The sequence below is a fragment of the Caulobacter sp. KR2-114 genome, assembly GCF_049446115.1.
Taxonomy (GTDB): Bacteria; Pseudomonadota; Alphaproteobacteria; order Caulobacterales; family Caulobacteraceae; genus Acaudatibacter.
The window spans coordinates 1316491-1330210 of the sequence record NZ_JBMSEC010000001.1 but is presented as its reverse complement, the minus strand read 5'-3'; the positions used below and the strand labels follow the sequence as shown (position 1 = coordinate 1330210).

The 13720-nt window shown below is 70.8% G+C and carries 17 protein-coding genes; 5 read left to right on the top strand and 12 right to left on the bottom strand.

What is annotated here, in order from left to right:
* The coding region (locus ACO2Q3_RS06040) for a transposase (protein ID WP_423305634.1) at window positions 1-222 on the top strand (222 nt) is incomplete at its 5' end.
* Between the two features lie 12 nt (window positions 223-234).
* Here the strand turns inward: ACO2Q3_RS06040 and ACO2Q3_RS06035 are convergent.
* The 4 genes from ACO2Q3_RS06035 to ACO2Q3_RS06020 form a co-directional block, all read right to left on the bottom strand.
* A complete protein-coding gene (locus ACO2Q3_RS06035; protein WP_423305633.1) occupies window positions 235-747 on the bottom strand; it encodes a CarD family transcriptional regulator in 513 nt (170 codons plus the stop codon).
* Window positions 748-1150: 403 nt separating this feature from the next.
* A complete protein-coding gene (fdxA, locus tag ACO2Q3_RS06030; protein ID WP_423305632.1) occupies window positions 1151-1492 on the bottom strand; it encodes a ferredoxin FdxA in 342 nt (113 codons plus the stop codon).
* Window positions 1493-1611: 119 nt separating this feature from the next.
* Window positions 1612-1899 (bottom strand): RNA-binding S4 domain-containing protein, encoded by a 288-nt coding sequence (locus ACO2Q3_RS06025; RefSeq protein WP_423305631.1) that lies wholly within the window; start codon window positions 1897-1899, stop codon window positions 1612-1614.
* On the bottom strand, window positions 1892-4462 hold the full coding sequence (locus ACO2Q3_RS06020) for a helicase-related protein (RefSeq protein ID WP_423305630.1): 2571 nt from the start codon (window positions 4460-4462) through the stop codon (window positions 1892-1894). Before ACO2Q3_RS06020 ends, ACO2Q3_RS06025 begins: the two co-directional genes overlap by 8 nt.
* 272 nt (window positions 4463-4734) lie before the next feature.
* Between ACO2Q3_RS06020 and ACO2Q3_RS06015 the strand changes: the two genes are divergently transcribed.
* From ACO2Q3_RS06015 to rpmB, 3 genes are all read left to right on the top strand, one after another.
* A complete protein-coding gene (locus ACO2Q3_RS06015; protein WP_423305629.1) occupies window positions 4735-5208 on the top strand; it encodes an NUDIX hydrolase in 474 nt (157 codons plus the stop codon).
* 62 nt (window positions 5209-5270) lie between these two features.
* Window positions 5271-5483: a hypothetical protein gene (locus ACO2Q3_RS06010; RefSeq protein WP_423305628.1), complete on the top strand. Its 213-nt coding sequence runs from the start codon at window positions 5271-5273 to the stop codon at window positions 5481-5483.
* A 100-nt stretch (window positions 5484-5583) separates the two neighbouring features.
* A complete protein-coding gene (rpmB, locus tag ACO2Q3_RS06005) occupies window positions 5584-5883 on the top strand; it encodes a 50S ribosomal protein L28 (RefSeq protein ID WP_423305627.1) in 300 nt (99 codons plus the stop codon).
* 214 nt (window positions 5884-6097) lie between these two features.
* On the opposite strand, the gene ACO2Q3_RS06000 is transcribed toward rpmB, so the two are convergent.
* Window positions 6098-6862, bottom strand: a complete 765-nt coding sequence (locus tag ACO2Q3_RS06000; RefSeq protein WP_423305626.1) for a dienelactone hydrolase family protein — start codon at window positions 6860-6862, stop codon at window positions 6098-6100.
* A 184-nt stretch (window positions 6863-7046) separates the two neighbouring features.
* Complete coding sequence (locus tag ACO2Q3_RS05995; RefSeq protein WP_423305625.1) at window positions 7047-7325, bottom strand: hypothetical protein; 279 nt, start codon at window positions 7323-7325, stop codon at window positions 7047-7049.
* 183 nt (window positions 7326-7508) lie between these two features.
* Here ACO2Q3_RS05995 and ACO2Q3_RS05990 point away from each other — a divergent pair, with 183 nt between their 5' ends.
* Window positions 7509-7856 carry a hypothetical protein gene (locus ACO2Q3_RS05990; RefSeq protein WP_423305624.1) on the top strand — a complete coding sequence of 116 codons (348 nt, stop codon included), beginning with the start codon at window positions 7509-7511 and terminating at the stop codon, window positions 7854-7856.
* Between the two features lie 33 nt (window positions 7857-7889).
* On the opposite strand, the gene ACO2Q3_RS05985 is transcribed toward ACO2Q3_RS05990, so the two are convergent.
* The 6 genes from ACO2Q3_RS05985 to ACO2Q3_RS05960 form a co-directional block, all read right to left on the bottom strand.
* Window positions 7890-9029 (bottom strand): L-lactate dehydrogenase, encoded by a 1140-nt coding sequence (locus ACO2Q3_RS05985; protein ID WP_423305623.1) that lies wholly within the window; start codon window positions 9027-9029, stop codon window positions 7890-7892.
* The gene (locus tag ACO2Q3_RS05980) at window positions 9026-10054 is read right to left on the bottom strand and encodes an esterase-like activity of phytase family protein (RefSeq protein ID WP_423305622.1); all 1029 of its coding nucleotides are present in this window, start codon (window positions 10052-10054) and stop codon (window positions 9026-9028) included. Before ACO2Q3_RS05980 ends, ACO2Q3_RS05985 begins: the two co-directional genes overlap by 4 nt.
* On the bottom strand, window positions 10051-11982 hold the full coding sequence (gene cobT / locus ACO2Q3_RS05975) for a cobaltochelatase subunit CobT (protein ID WP_423305621.1): 1932 nt from the start codon (window positions 11980-11982) through the stop codon (window positions 10051-10053). Before cobT ends, ACO2Q3_RS05980 begins: the two co-directional genes overlap by 4 nt.
* A gap of 62 nt (window positions 11983-12044) precedes the next feature.
* A complete protein-coding gene (locus tag ACO2Q3_RS05970) occupies window positions 12045-12731 on the bottom strand; it encodes an AprI/Inh family metalloprotease inhibitor (RefSeq protein WP_423305620.1) in 687 nt (228 codons plus the stop codon).
* A gap of 121 nt (window positions 12732-12852) precedes the next feature.
* Window positions 12853-13140, bottom strand: coding sequence for a hypothetical protein (locus ACO2Q3_RS05965; protein ID WP_423305619.1), 288 nt, complete (start codon window positions 13138-13140; stop codon window positions 12853-12855).
* Between the two features lie 147 nt (window positions 13141-13287).
* Complete coding sequence (locus ACO2Q3_RS05960; RefSeq protein ID WP_423305618.1) at window positions 13288-13677, bottom strand: AprI/Inh family metalloprotease inhibitor; 390 nt, start codon at window positions 13675-13677, stop codon at window positions 13288-13290.
* Window positions 13678-13720: the final 43 nt, after the last annotated feature.

Sequence of the window (13720 nt, the reverse complement as noted above, 5' to 3'; positions counted from 1 at the left end):
GCCGCGATCCGCGCCGTCGGCGCTCACCTCATCTTCCTGCCGCCCTACAGCCCCGACCTGAACCCCATCGAGCAGGTCTTCTCCAAGCTCAAACACCTCATGCGAAAGGCCCAGCCCCGCACCGTCGAGCAGACCTGGCGAAGCGCTGGCGCGCTCCTCGACCGCTTCACCGCCAAAGAGTGCAGCAACTACCTCGTTAACGCCGGCTACGCTTCCGTGTGAACGAGTCCCGCTCTAGGCCGCGGCCGCCTTCACCAGCGACTTGTGCAGCAGGGTGATCGCCGCGTCGCGGTCGATGCGCTCGATGGCCGCCACTTCGCGGGCCATGCGGTCCAGCGCCGACTCATAGAGCTGGCGCTCGGAATAGGACTGTTCCGGCTGGCTGTCCGAGCGGTGCAGGTCACGCACTACCTCGGCGATGGAGATCAGGTCGCCCGAGTTGATCTTGGCTTCGTATTCCTGGGCCCGGCGGCTCCACATCGTGCGCTTGATGCGCGCCCGGCCCTTCAGGGTGGTGAGCGCCTGGGACACGACATTGCCTTCCGCCAGCGGCCGCAGGCCGGCGGTCTTCGCCTTGCGCGTCGGCACGCGCAGCGTCATTTTCTCGTGGTCGAAGGTAATGACGTAGACTTCGAGCGACAGACCGGCAACTTCCTGGGTTTCAACCGCCTGAACCTGCCCAACCCCGTGCGCGGGATAGACGACATGGTCGCCGACGTTGAATTCCAGTTCGATCTTGATGCTCATTCGGGAAGTCCTTTCTTGTTTCCCACCACCCCGGGAACTCGTTAACCTTTTGTCTGCAGAGCAAAAGCTTCCCCACCGCTAAAAGCGGGAAACTCCTGCTTCCGGGTCTTGCACAACCCTCTAAGACACCATCCGCCTTCGATCAGACTTGCATTGACGAGCGCTCGGCGCGCTGCGACGGGGCGCGCGACCCCTTCTCGGGCCACGACCGCTGCGTCGGGGCGAGTATATAGCACAAAAGCGAGCGGATTTAAAGGCTTGGGTCGTCCGGAAGCGGAATGCCCCAATCCCCCGGCGACTCAGGCAGCGAGTCCGGTCGAGCCTGCGTCCTGAAATGGTCGCATAGCGTTGTTGCGCGAAACCGGCCAAAAGCCGGTCGAAGAACGATGTTCTTCTTGAGGCCTTAGTTGCCCGAGCCCGGCTTGGGGCTGAAATACTTCTCCAGCTTGCCCGTCTCGCGCTCGTAGTCCTCGCGATCGGCCGGCGGCGTGCCCTTCACCGTGATGTTGGGCCACACCTTGGCGTACTCGGTGTTCAGCTTCAGCCACTTGCCGTCGGGATCGTCCTCGGTGTCCGGCTTGATGGCGTCCACCGGGCACTCCGGCTCGCAGACGCCGCAGTCGATGCATTCGTCCGGGTTGATCGCCAGGAAGTTCTCGCCCTCATAGAAGCAGTCGACCGGGCAGACCTCCACGCAGTCCATGAACTTACATTTGATGCAGGGGTCGGTGACGATATAGGTCATGGACGATCTTGGGATTCCGGGAATGCGCCCCCGATACGGGCGCCGTCTTTTTCCGGCGCCGGCCGACAATGTCAATGCCGGCGCTCTGATCGCACCCCCAGCTTTGCTGAAAAGCGGCGTCAGGCCGCGGGCGGATCCAGCGGCGCGTACAGGGTGCGGGCCTCGGCAGGGGGGCCGCGACGCTCGCCCAGCGCCTCGATGCGGACGGCCGTCAGCCGGCCGCCGAGGGCGAACACCAGCTCGTCGCCCGGCTTTACCGTCCGCGAGGCCTTTTCGATCCGGCTCTCGGCGCCGCTCCGGGTCAGGCGCACGCGGCCCTCGTCGGCCAGCTTGGCCGCCAGCGAGCGGGTCTTGCAGAACCTCGCCCGCCACAGCCAGACGTCGATGCGGCAGGCCTCGTCAGCCATGCGGCGTCTGCCTCGCAGCGGCCGCGCCCGCCCGCCCGCCGCGCCGCCGCGGCCGCCGGCGCTTGGGCGGCGGGGCGCGCAGCACCTCCAGGGCGGCGAACGGCGAATGTGGGTTGGCCTTCGCCGGCGCCGGGCGTGGCTTGTCCGGCCGGGCATCGCGGCGGCGCCAGAACACCGGCTCGCCCGCGGCGGGGCGGCCGACGACGCGGTAGCCCAGCCCCTTCAGCACGCCGCGCGCCTCGTCCTCGCTCCAGCCCAGCTCCTCGCGGGCGTGGTCCGAGAACAGCACCCCGTCGCCCTGGCGCGCGGCGCCGCGAAGCAGCGCCTCCAGCCGCTCGAGCTGCCGGACGGGCGCGGCCCATTCGCCCGTCTGCGCCAGCCCCAGGAAGCCCAGGGCGCGGGGCGGCTGGCCGGTGAGGCGCTGGGGTCCTTCGCCCGACGGCCGCCAGTCCCCGGCCGCCTGCAGGGCGAAGGCGCGGGCGAAGGGGCGGGCGCTGTCGGACAGCAGCCCGGGCAGGAAGACCGCGTAAGGGGCGATGCGCACGCCGAGCGTCTTCAGCGTGCGGCGCTCGGCCTGGCTGAGGCTCTTCAGCTCGCGCTCCAGCGGCCCGCGCGCCAGCACGCCGCCGGCCTCCGCCAGGCGGTAGGCCAGGCCGCGCGGCAGGCCCTTCAGGGCGCCGCCGGCCAGGGCCTCCTCCAGCGCCTTCAGCGCCGGCAGGCGGCGGCCGGCCTCGGCGGCGATGAAGGCCTCCAGCCGCCGCGCCGCCCGGGCGCGCACGGGCTCGGGACCCAGCTCGCCGTAGAGCCGCACCTGGGGGGCGAACGGACGATCGTTGGCCAGGGCCCCGGCCGCCTCACCGCGCCACAGCACCTGGCCGTCGGGGGCCAGGGCGAAGGCCTCGTCGTCGTCGGCCGCCAGGCGCCCCATGCGCCGCGCCACCTCCGGCCCGACAGCGCGCTGGGCGGCCGCCCGCAGCGCCTTGTCCTCCAGGGCGTGCGAGCCGCGCGCCAGCTCGAAGTGCAGGCCGCGCAGCCGGCCGACGAAGTGGCCTTCCACGGTCACCGCGCCGTCGCCGGCGACGCCGGCCAGCAGTTCTTCCGACTGGCCGAGGCCGCGCATCAGGGCGCTGGTGCGCCGGTCGATGAACCGGGCCATCAGCTTTTCGTGCAGGGTGTCGGAGAGCCGGTCCTCCAGCGCCCGGGTCGTCGCCTGCCAGTGCGCCGTATCCGCCAGCCAGTCGGGCCGGTTGGCGACGTAGGCCAGGGTGCGCACGCCGGCCAGGCGCGTGGACAGGGCGTCGATCTCGCCGTCGGTGCGGTCCAGCAGTTTCAACTGTCCGGCCATCCAGTCGTCGGGCACCCGCCCGCCGGGGCCGGTCAGGTATTCGAAGAAGGTCTTGGCCAGACGGACGTGGTCCTCCTGGGTGGTCTTGCGGAAGTCCGGCGTCTGGCAGGCGTCCCACAGGCGAAACAGCGCCGACCGGTCGCGGCAGCGCTCGGTGATCTCGGTGTCGGCGGCCAGCACGCGCAGGGTCTTCTCGTCCAGCGCCTCCTCCGAGGCCTTCAGGCCCTCGCGCGGCGCGGGGGCGGCCAGGGAGCGCAGCAGGCCGGCCAGGGACTGGAAGTCGAGCGAGGCGTTGCGCCACAGGGCGGTGTCGACGGGCTGGAAGTGGTGCGTCTCCACCGCCTCGATCAGGTCCTCGTCCATGTCCTCGCAGGCGGCGGTGACGCCGAACGTCCCGTCGGTCTTGAAACGGCCGGCGCGGCCGGCGATCTGGCCAACCTCCTGCGGATAGAGGTAGCGCGTGCGCTTGCCGTCGAACTTGCGCAGGCCGGCGAAGGCGACATGGTCGACGTCCATGTTCAGGCCCATGCCGATCGCGTCGGTGGCCACCAGGAAATCGACCTCGCCGCCCTGGTACAGCGCCACCTGGGCGTTGCGGGTGCGCGGGCTGAGCGAGCCCATCACCACCGCCGCCCCGCCGCGCTGGCGGCGGATCAGCTCGGCGATGGCGTAGACCTCGTCGGCGGAGAAGGCGACCACGGCCGAGCGCCGCGGCAGGCGGGTCAGCTTCTTGGAGCCGGAATAGCTGAGGGTGGAGAACCGCTCGCGGGTGACGATCTCCGCCCCGGGCAGCAGCCGGCGGATCAGCGGGGCCATGGTCCCCGCGCCCAGGAACATGGTCTCGTAGCGACCGCGCGCATGCAGCAGGCGCTGGGTGAACACGTGGCCGCGCTCGGGGTCGGCGCACAGCTGGATCTCGTCGACCGCCAGGAACTCCACCTCCCGGCCCAGCGGCATCGCCTCGACGGTGCAGACGAAATAGACGGCGCGGGGCGGGACGATCTTCTCCTCGCCGGTGATCAGGGCCACCGAGCGGGCGCCGCGGGCGCGGACGATGCGGTCGTAGATCTCGCGCGCCAGCAGCCGCAGGGGCAGGCCGATCATGCCCGAGGCGTGGCCCAGCATGCGTTCGACCGCCAGGTGGGTCTTGCCGGTGTTGGTCGGCCCCAACACAGCCACCAGCCGCGAAGGGGCCTGTCCTGTGTGGAGTACGCTCATGTCCTTGATGTGGGCGAAGACTCGGGGCCTGGCAACGGGGAAAGCCGCCGCGCCCGCCCAGCGGCGCGTCCGCCGGTCGGAATCCATCGGTCTTAACAGCCAGGGTTAACCAGCATGAACGGGGAGGCAACGAATCAGGACCGAATCGGTTACCTCGTCCGATTCGTCATTTGTTCCGCACAACATATTGTATCCGAACACCAATTCACCACAATCCTTTCTGCCGTCCGCGGACGGTTTGAGGCCGGCCGGGGGCGCCCTAGACTGCCGCCATGGCTCGCGCGCCATTCCAGGTTCTGGTGCTTCCCTTCCGCCGCGGGCCCGACGGGCTGGCGTTCGCGGTGTTTCGTCGCGCCGATGGCGACGGGACCCTCTGGCAGGGCCTGGCCGGCGGGGGCGAGGACGACGAGACGCCAGAGGCCGCCGCGCGCCGGGAGATGGGCGAGGAGGCCGGCATCGACCCGGCCGCCGCGCTGATCGCGCTGCCGACAAAGACCCTGATCCCGACCGATGGCTGGAAGGGGCGACAGCCCTGGGCCGACGTGCTGCAGGCCATCCCCGAGCATGCCTTCGCCGTCGAGCTGGCGACGGGCGTCGAACCGCGGCTCAGCGACGAGCACCTGGAATATCGCTGGCTGGATTTCGCGGCCGCCAGCGCGCGCCTCACCTGGGACGGCAATCGCGCCGCCCTGGCGGCGCTGCGGGCGTTGCTGGACGGTCAAGGAGACACGCACGCGAGCCGCTGAGTTGTGCTAGTCTGGTCCACCAGTCGCCGGCGGCCGCCTTGCCGCCCTGCAAGGACGTTCCCGTGACCGAAGCCGAAGTCCAGGCGATGCTGCGCGAGAACGCCTACCTGAAACTGCGCAACAGCCAGCTGCAGGCCGCGCCGGCGCCGCCCGTGGCCACCTCGGCGACCGACGTGCTGGCCCTGCGCCGGGAGGTCGACTTCCTGCAGAAGCGCAACGCCCTGCTCGAGCGCCAGATCGCCGACCTGTCGGCGTCCGCGCGGGGCGGGGCCTGACCGCCCGCTCTTGACGCCGGGCTTCACCTTCGACTATATCGCGCCCTCCCGAGCGGGACCCGTCCCGCCCGACCCTACTGCTTTGCGAAGGTCTATAGCGATGTCGCGTCGTTGCGAGCTTACGGGTGTCGGCCCGATGGTCGGCCACAATGTGAGCCACTCGAACATCAAGTCGAAGCGCCGCTTCCTGCCGGCCCTGTCGCCGGTGAGCCTGGCCTCGGATTCGCTGGGCCAGACCTTCCGTCTGCGCGTCTCCAACGCCGCCCTGCGCACCGTGGACTTCCGCGGCGGCCTGGACGCCTTCCTGGTGAAGGCCCGCGACGAGGAACTCTCCACCCGCGCGCTGAAGATCAAGCGCCAGGTGAAGGCCAAGATCGCCGCGGCCCAGCCGGCGGCCTGATCGGCCCCAGCCCCCTGCGAAGACAAAGAAGGCCGGCGGTGACGCCGGCCTTCTTGCTTTGCACGCTCTCTCTGTCATCCCGGACGGCGCTTCGCGCCGATCCGGGACCGCCGGAAATGCTGGCGCCGGCCAGCCGTAGCAAGCGCTGGCGCTTGCCGCGGTCCCGGATATCCGCTGCGCGGATTCCGGGATGACAGTGGTGGGGGACTTGGCCCTAGGCCGGGACCTTTTCCTTAAGCACCGCGTCGAACAGCTTGAGCATCTCGGTCCAGTGCCGTTCGGAGGCCTCGCGGTCGTAGACCGGCATGTCCGGCGGGGCGTAGCCGTGCTTGGCGCCCTTGTAGATGGTCACCTCGTTGTCCACCCCGGCGTCGTCCAGCGCCTGCTTCAGGCGCTCGGCCTGCTCCGGCGGGAAGCCGGCGTCCTCGTCGGCGCCGGCGATGTAGACCTTGGCCTTGATCTTCGGCGCCAGCAGGTGCGGGCTGTCGGGGGCGTCGGTGGCCAGGCGCCCGCCGTGGAAGCCGGCGGCGGCGACGACCCGGTCCGGATAGTTCCCGGCCGCCCGCAGCGAGAGGGCGCAGCCCATGCAGTAGCCGGTGGTCCCGACCTTGTCGCCCTTGACCTCGGGCTGTGCGGACAGGAAGTCGAGGAAGGCGCCGGTGTCGCGGGTGGACTTCTCCGGATCGGTGGAGGCCATGAACTTGCCGAAGAAGGCCCGGCGGGTCTCCTCGTCCTTGAACGCCTCGCGCAGGTTGATCGGCTCGTAGGGCCCCGCGCGCCAGAACATGTCGGGCAGCAGCACGTAATAGCCGTGGCTGGCCAGGCGCTCGCACATCTCGAACATCGCCGGGCGGATCGCCGGGGCGTCGAAATAGAAGATGATCGCCGGCCACGGGCCCGCGCCCTGGCCCTCGGGCTTGAAGACATAGGCCCGGGCGTCGCCGTCGGGCGTGGGGATGGAAACCTCGGTCTTGCTCATGGAAATGACCTCCCTTGAAAATCTCTTGGCGGCGCGCCGCCGGGCGATCGGGGAGGGTTAGGACCTCCGCATTGCAGGCGTATCGCTGGACCGGCGCACGAAAAGGCCGACGGCGTGGACCGTCGGCCTCCGTATTCAACCACTATCGGGCCGGGCCACGAAAGGCCCCCTGCGTATCGCCCGATCAGGTGATGCGCTTGACGCTGACCGGGTCGCTGCCGGGGAAGCTTTCCTCCAGACCCTCGTCCAGCAGGGCCTCCTGGCGATCTTCGGCCTGGTCGACCTTCTCGGCCAGCTGGTCGTGCTTCTCGCCCGGCTTCAGCGCATGCCTGGCGCGGCGTGCGTGAGGCGCGTCGATGTGGCGGTCTTCGGGCCGGACCTTGCCGTCCACGGCCATGTCCGCCGTCGTGGCGGCGGTCCCGTGGGTGAAATGGCGTTCGTCGGACTTCGAATGGCTAGGCATGGGCATGTCTCCCTTGGCCGATGTGAAGACCTAACGGCCGGGCGAGGCGCGCGTTGCCCGATTGGCGCCGGATTGCGAACGTCCCCGCACATGCATCTTCCACGCGGGCGGCGCGTTGCCTTCCACGACCGGACCCCAGCCGTTGGCCGCAGCCCGGCCCATCAGAACGTGTTGGAGAGCACCATGAAGACCTTGATCCTCACCCTGGCGGCCGGCGCCGCCGCCCTCAGCCTGGGCGCCTGCGCCACCGACGAGGGCTACGGCCACCGGGCCTATTACGGCGGCGCGGTCGGCTACGACGGGTTCTATGACGACGCCTATGGTCCGTTCTACGACGGCTACTGGGGCGGCGACGGCTTCTTCTACTATTCGGACGCCGCGGGCCATCCGTTCCGGCGCGACGACGCCCACCACTTCCGTCACGACCAGGCGGGCGGCTACCACGCGGTGCATGGGTCGGGCCACGCCGGGCCGGGGGATGGCGGGCGCCATCGCGATCACGACGGCGACCACGACCACGACGGCCACTAGCTCCAGCTCTGGCGGCGCCCGGTCCGCCAGCGTCTAGCGATCCAGCAGGTGCGGGCCGGCGGCCCTGACGTCGGTGCAGCCGGTCAGGGCCATGGCCATGCGCAGTTCGCCGCGCAGGATCTGCAGCATATGGCCGACGCCGGCCTCGCCGCGCGCGCCCAGCGACCAGGCCCAGGCGCGGCCGATCAGGCAGGCCTGGGCGCCGCTGGCCAGCGCCTTCAGCACGTCGAGGCCCGAGCGCACGCCGCCGTCCATGAGGATGGTCAGGCGGTCGCCCACGGCCTCGGCGATGCGCGGCAGGGCGGCGATACCCGAGGCGACGCCGTCCAGCTGCCGGCCGCCGTGGTTGGAGACGACGATGCCGTCGACGCCCCGGGCGACCGCCTCGGCGGCGTCCTCGACGTCGAGCACGCCCTTGAGGATGATCGGCCCCTTCCAGCGCTCGCGCACCCAGGCGATGTCGTCCCAGGTGACCGAGGGATCGAAGTTGCGCCCGATCCAGGCCCAGAAGTCGGTGATGGTGCGCAGTTCCGCCGCCGCGCCGGCGACGTTGCCCAGGGTATGCGGCCCGCCGTTCAGCTGCACGTCCCACAGCCAGCCGGGATGGGCCAGGCCGTCGATGGCTTGGCTGAGCTTCTGCGCGACGTTTGTGGCGATCATGCCGTTGCGGGTGTCGCGATAGCGCGCGCCGGGCATCGGCAGGTCGACGGTGAACAGCAGCGCCGGGCAGCCGGCCGCGCTGGCGCGCTCCAGCACCTGGGCCATGAAGCCGCGGTCCTTGATCATGTACAGCTGGAACCAGGGCGCCGTCCCGGCCGCCGCCGCGACCTCCTCGATCGTGCAGACCCCCACCGTCGACAGGCTGAACGGCACGCCCGCGGCCTTCGCCGCCCGCGCCGCCTGGGTCTCGCCGCGGCGAGCGTACATGCCCGAAAGGCCCACCGGCGCCAGCACCACCGGCATGGACAGCGTCTGGCCGAACAGCTCGGTCTGCATCGACAGCCTGGAGACGTCGCGCATCACCCGCTGGCGCAGGGTCAGGGCGTTCAGGTCGTCGACGTTGGCGGCCAGGGTCGCCTCGGCGTAGGAGCCTCCGTCGATGTAGTCGAACAGCACCCGCGGCAGTCGCCGCCGGGCCAGCTCGCGGTAGTCGCTGACGGACGCTGGTCTCATCGCTTGCCCGCCTTTCCCCCGCCCGCCGTTCCCGCTCCCGGAGTCCAGTCGAAGGCCATCAGCAGGGTGCGCTGGTCGGGCGAGAAGTTGTCGTCGCTGATCAGGTAGAACCGCCAGGCGCCCCCCGGCCGCGGGACCACGGCGACGCCCTCGATGTTGTCCACCGTCAGCGGCGTGGCCAGCGCCAGCTGGGCCTTCACCCGGGGCCGCGGGTTGGTCGCGGGGTTGTCGATCACGTTGACGGTCAGATGGGTGCCGGTCACCGGGTCCCAGTGATGGTGCTCGACCACCAGGTCGCCGGTGGGCATCTCGAACAGGGCCGGCAGGCGATAGCCCGGCCGTGGCGGCAGCTGGCCGGGCGCCTTGGCGCAGGTGGCCGCGAGGTGGCACAGCCAGATGTCGCCGCCCTCGATCCCCACCCAGTAGGCGTCCGGGCCTTCTCGCGGCGCCAGGGCGAGGCCCTCCATGCCCTCGTTGTCCGGCATCGGCGTCTGCGGGCGCGGCGCGGCGTGCGGCGGGCCGCCGGCGGCGGGGTAGATCCAGATGCGATGATCGCGTTCGAAGCTGACCATCAGGTCGCCGTTGGGCCACAGGCCGACGCCCTCGGAATCGGCCTCGTGCTTGCCGTCCAGCGGCCTGCCATCGAGGCCCTTCAGGCGAACGATGCGGGTCTCGGACACGCCCGCCAGGCGGCCATCCGGGCCCAGCACGATGCGCCCGCGCATCACCGAGCCTTCGTCCGACTCAGAGACGAAGGACCCGTCGTCGGCGACTTTCAGGTCCGAGAAGCCGCCGAACAGGCCGGTGTCCGGGCTGGTCAGCTGCAGCGCGCCGGCGAACTGGAAGTCGCCCAGGCGCTCGTGGCGGGGGTCCTTGGGATCCAGCGGCAGGGGCGCGGCGACCACGTGGATCGGTCCTTCCACCGCCGGCCCGCGCGCCTCGGCCTTGTGGCCGCAGGCGGCGAGGCTGGCGGCCGCCAGCAGGGCGAGGGCCAGGGCCCCGATCCGCCCCCGCGCCGGGTTCACGCCGGCGCGACCGGCCGCGAGCCCGTCTTGAGCGGTGACGGGGTCACCGTCGGCAGGGGCTGCATCAGGGCCGCCACGGCCTTGCGCGTGACCTGCCGCGGCTCTTCCTCGAACAGCGACGCCAGCTGCTCGGTGATCGCCCCGCCCAGTTGCTCGACGTCGACGATGGTGACGGCGCGGCGGTAGTAGCGGGTCACGTCGTGGCCGATGCCGATGGCGATCAGTTCGACGGGGCTCTTGTTCTCGATCTCGGCGATCACCTTGCGCAGGTGGCGCTCCAGATAGTGGCCGGAGTTCACCGAGAGCGTGGAATCGTCCACCGGCGCGCCGTCGGAGATCACCATCAGGATACGCCGCTGTTCGGAGCGGGCCAGCAGCCGCTGGTGCGCCCACATCAGCGCCTCGCCGTCGATGTTCTCCTTCAGCAGGCCCTCGCGCATCATCAGGCCGAGATTCTTGCGCGCCCGCCGCCAGGGGGCGTCGGCGCCCTTGTAGACGATGTGGCGCAGGTCGTTCAGCCGGCCGGGGGAGGCGGGCTTGCCAGCCTTCAACCAGTCGTCGCGCGAGGCGCCGCCCTTCCAGGCGCGGGTGGTGAAGCCCAGGATCTCGACCTTCACGGCGCAGCGTTCCAGGGTGCGGGCCAGGATGTCGGCGCAGACCGCCGCCACCATGATCGGCCGCCCGCGCATCGAGCCGGAATTGTCGATCAGCAGGCTGACCACCGTGTCGCGGAACTCGGTGTCCTCTTCCATCTTGAAGGACAGGGGCGCGGTGGGGTCGACGATCACCCGCGTCAGGCGGGCCACGTCCAGCATGCCTTCCTCAAGGTCGAAGCTCCACGAGCGGTTCTGCTGCGCCAGCAGCCGCCGCTGCAGGCGGTTGGCCAGGCGGGCGACCACGTTCGAGAGGTTGGCCAGCTGCTGGTCGAGGTAGGCGCGTAGCCGGGTCAGCTCGTCCGGCTCGCACAGATCCTCGGCCGTGACCACCTCGTCGTGGGCGGTGGTGAAGATCTTGTACGCCGGCTCGGGGCGGCCGTGGTCCTTGACGTCCGGGCGCGCCGGCTTGTCGCCCTCGGCGGCGTCCATCTCCTCGTCGGAGGCTTCGGCGTTCTCGTCGTCCTCCACCTCGGTCATGGTGCTTTCCGAGGTTTCCGACTCGCGGTGGGTCTTCTCGTTCTCGTCCAGGGTGGCGCTTTGCGGCGACTGGTCCTCGCCTTCGCCCTCGCCCTCGCTGGAGTCCTCCGCCTCGCCGTCCTGGCTCTCGTCGTCCTGCACGTCCTGGTCGGGGGCGTCGGACAGGTCGTCGCCCATCTCCAGGTCGCGCACCACCGCGCGGGCGATGCGGGCGAAGGCCTTCTGGTCCTCCACGGCGCCGGTCAGCTTGTCGAGGTCGGGGCCGGCCTTGGCCTCGATCTCCTCGCGGAACATGTCGACCATGGCCTGGGCGCCGGGCGGCGGCGGCTCGCCGGTCAGCCGTTCGCGCACCATCAATGCGACGATGTCGGGCATCGGCGCGGCGGCGCGGTCCACCAGGTGGGCGAAGCCCTTGCGCTGGATATTGTGCTCCCAGACCGCCTTCAGGTTCTCGCGCACGCCCCCCAGGGCGTTGGCGCCGATCGCCTCGATGCGGGCCTGCTCCAGGGCGTCGTAGACCTGCGCGCCCTCCTGCGACTTCGGCTTGGTGCGGGTGTGCACCGCCGCATCGTGGTGGGCGATGCGCAGGGCCATCTGGTCGGCGAGACCGCGGATGCGGGTGGTTTCGGGGCCGGAAAGCTCGCGCGGCGGATGCGGCAGCACCGCCCGGTGGCCCGACAGGCTGGGGCCGTCGCCCGAGAACACGACCTCCAGGTCCGGCTGCTCGGCGAGCGAGCGCGCCGCCTGGGCGATGGCGCGCTTGAAGACTTCGGCGGGAGTTTCCTTTTGGGACATGGCGCGAGGTTCATAGCGTGCAGGCCGCCGGCTGCGAAAGCGAAAAGCCTCGCTGCGGGGGGCTAACGCCGCGCCAGGGTCACCGGGCCGTCCGCGGGGTCGGTCGCCTGGAAGCCGCCGGCCTCGCCGCTCTTCATCACCAGCAGGGGCTTGCGCTTGCCGTCCATCAGCGTCAGGCGGCCGTCCTTCAACACCCAGATCGACAGTCGCTTGGCGGTCCAGGCGGGGTTGCAGGTTCCCGGCGTCACCCAGCCGGCGCGGCCGAAGATGTCGGCGCGCAGCGTCAGTTCGCACAGCGAGGCGCCGCCGGCGCCGCTGAGCCGGAACGGACCGCTCATCCGTTCGCGGGAGGTCAGGGCGCGGGCCGGACCGGCCGCCTCCAGCCGCCAGGTCTTGCCGTCAGGGGCCTTGGCCTCGGCCGCCGCCCCCGTGCTGTTGGGAAAGGCGACGATCCGTCGGCCTTCGCTGTCGGTGAGGGCGATGGCGCCGTCGGCGTCCACCATCCAGGCGGTGACCTCCTTCAGCGGCGGGAAAGCCCCGCGGCAGGCCAGCGGGGCCTTGACCTCCCAGCCCGAGGGGGCGGGGGCGCCGGTGAGGGTCAGGGTGCAGCCGATCTTGCCGCCCACCTCGCTCAGCCGCCACAGGCCGACCGCGGCGCGCGACATCGCGGGCGCGTTTTCGAGCCGCGCCGCCGCGGAAACCGGCGGCGGGGCGGTGACGGCCGCCGCAATGAGGATGGCTGGCAGCATGCCGCTCCGTTCGCTTCTACGCCTACCTTAGACCATAGGAGCCGATAGGGCGAAATCGCGGCGGTGAACCTTCAGCATGGGGCGGCGTCGACGCGCGAGCGGACGAAATGCCGGAGGCAGGCTAGTTCAGCGCGCGATCGTTGATGGCGCCGAGCGTCAGGGCCTGGTGGCCAGCGTCCTCGGCCAGCCGCCGGGCCAGTTCGCGGGCGCCGACCGGATAGGCTTCGCCACCGTCGCTGATCTCCTCGGACAGTCGCGCCACCTCCGAAAGGGCCGAGCGCAACAGTTCGACGTGCTCGTGGGCGAGGCCGCGGGCCTCGGCCTGCAGGCGCAGGATCTTCTGACCGATGGGCTCGCCGACGGCGCCGTCGTTGGCGGTCGGCAGGACGACAAGATGCGTGGCGGACATGAGGAACGTCTCCGGCGTAGCAGTCGCTGGGGTGGTGGTCTTCGCCCCCTCTGCAATGTCGAATTCGCCATCGGGCGACGGGTTCCGTCATCCTGCGGCGAAGCCGATCGAACGTGGCTATGCCGCCACGCTCTGCTCAAGTCTTGGTCATTGACGGCGCAATTGCAGATCTGCGCCGCTGCTGCGGTGCGAGACGAACAGGCTGTTGCTCCAGCGGTTGAAGGCGATCAGCACCTTGCCGTCGGTGGCGGTCAGCGCCATGCCGTCGCCGGTCGGCGTCCAGCCGGCGATGCCGGGCGGAAGCGCCTCGCCGCAGGCCGCGGGCGCATTGGCCGAGAAGCCGGCGTTGCCGGCCTTGGCGCCGCCCAGCGTCACCCGGCAGATGTCCGCGCCGCCGCTGGACAGGCTCCAGGTTCCCGCCGCCTCGGCCGGAACCAGCGGCACGCCCGCCTCGTGGTCCTCGGCGACCGCCAGGCCCGGCAGGCAGGTCCAGGCAAAGGCGGCGATGGCGAGATGGCGAAGGTTGTCGGGGCTCATGGGAGTCTCCTGGCCCCCCGACGGGGCGATGTTGCGTGATGCC

Bases quoted from the DNA above. Each gene is read 5' to 3' on its own strand.
- ACO2Q3_RS06035 (WP_423305633.1), bottom strand. From the start codon at position 747: ATGAGCATCAAGATCGAACTGGAATTCAACGTCGGCGACCATGTCGTC.
- fdxA (WP_423305632.1), bottom strand. From the start codon at position 1,492: ATGACCTATATCGTCACCGACCCCTGCATCAAATGTAAGTTCATGGAC.
- ACO2Q3_RS05995 (WP_423305625.1), bottom strand. From the start codon at position 7,325: ATGCCTAGCCATTCGAAGTCCGACGAACGCCATTTCACCCACGGGACC.
- ACO2Q3_RS05970 (WP_423305620.1), bottom strand. From the start codon at position 12,731: ATGCTGCCAGCCATCCTCATTGCGGCGGCCGTCACCGCCCCGCCGCCG.
- ACO2Q3_RS05990 (WP_423305624.1), top strand. From the start codon at position 7,509: ATGAAGACCTTGATCCTCACCCTGGCGGCCGGCGCCGCCGCCCTCAGC.
- ACO2Q3_RS05965 (WP_423305619.1), bottom strand. From the start codon at position 13,140: ATGTCCGCCACGCATCTTGTCGTCCTGCCGACCGCCAACGACGGCGCC.
- ACO2Q3_RS06000 (WP_423305626.1), bottom strand. From the start codon at position 6,862: ATGAGCAAGACCGAGGTTTCCATCCCCACGCCCGACGGCGACGCCCGG.
- cobT (WP_423305621.1), bottom strand. From the start codon at position 11,982: ATGTCCCAAAAGGAAACTCCCGCCGAAGTCTTCAAGCGCGCCATCGCC.
- ACO2Q3_RS05960 (WP_423305618.1), bottom strand. From the start codon at position 13,677: ATGAGCCCCGACAACCTTCGCCATCTCGCCATCGCCGCCTTTGCCTGG.
- ACO2Q3_RS05985 (WP_423305623.1), bottom strand. From the start codon at position 9,029: ATGAGACCAGCGTCCGTCAGCGACTACCGCGAGCTGGCCCGGCGGCGA.
- rpmB (WP_423305627.1), top strand. From the start codon at position 5,584: ATGTCGCGTCGTTGCGAGCTTACGGGTGTCGGCCCGATGGTCGGCCAC.
- ACO2Q3_RS06015 (WP_423305629.1), top strand. From the start codon at position 4,735: ATGGCTCGCGCGCCATTCCAGGTTCTGGTGCTTCCCTTCCGCCGCGGG.
- ACO2Q3_RS06020 (WP_423305630.1), bottom strand. From the start codon at position 4,462: ATGAGCGTACTCCACACAGGACAGGCCCCTTCGCGGCTGGTGGCTGTG.
- ACO2Q3_RS06025 (WP_423305631.1), bottom strand. From the start codon at position 1,899: ATGGCTGACGAGGCCTGCCGCATCGACGTCTGGCTGTGGCGGGCGAGG.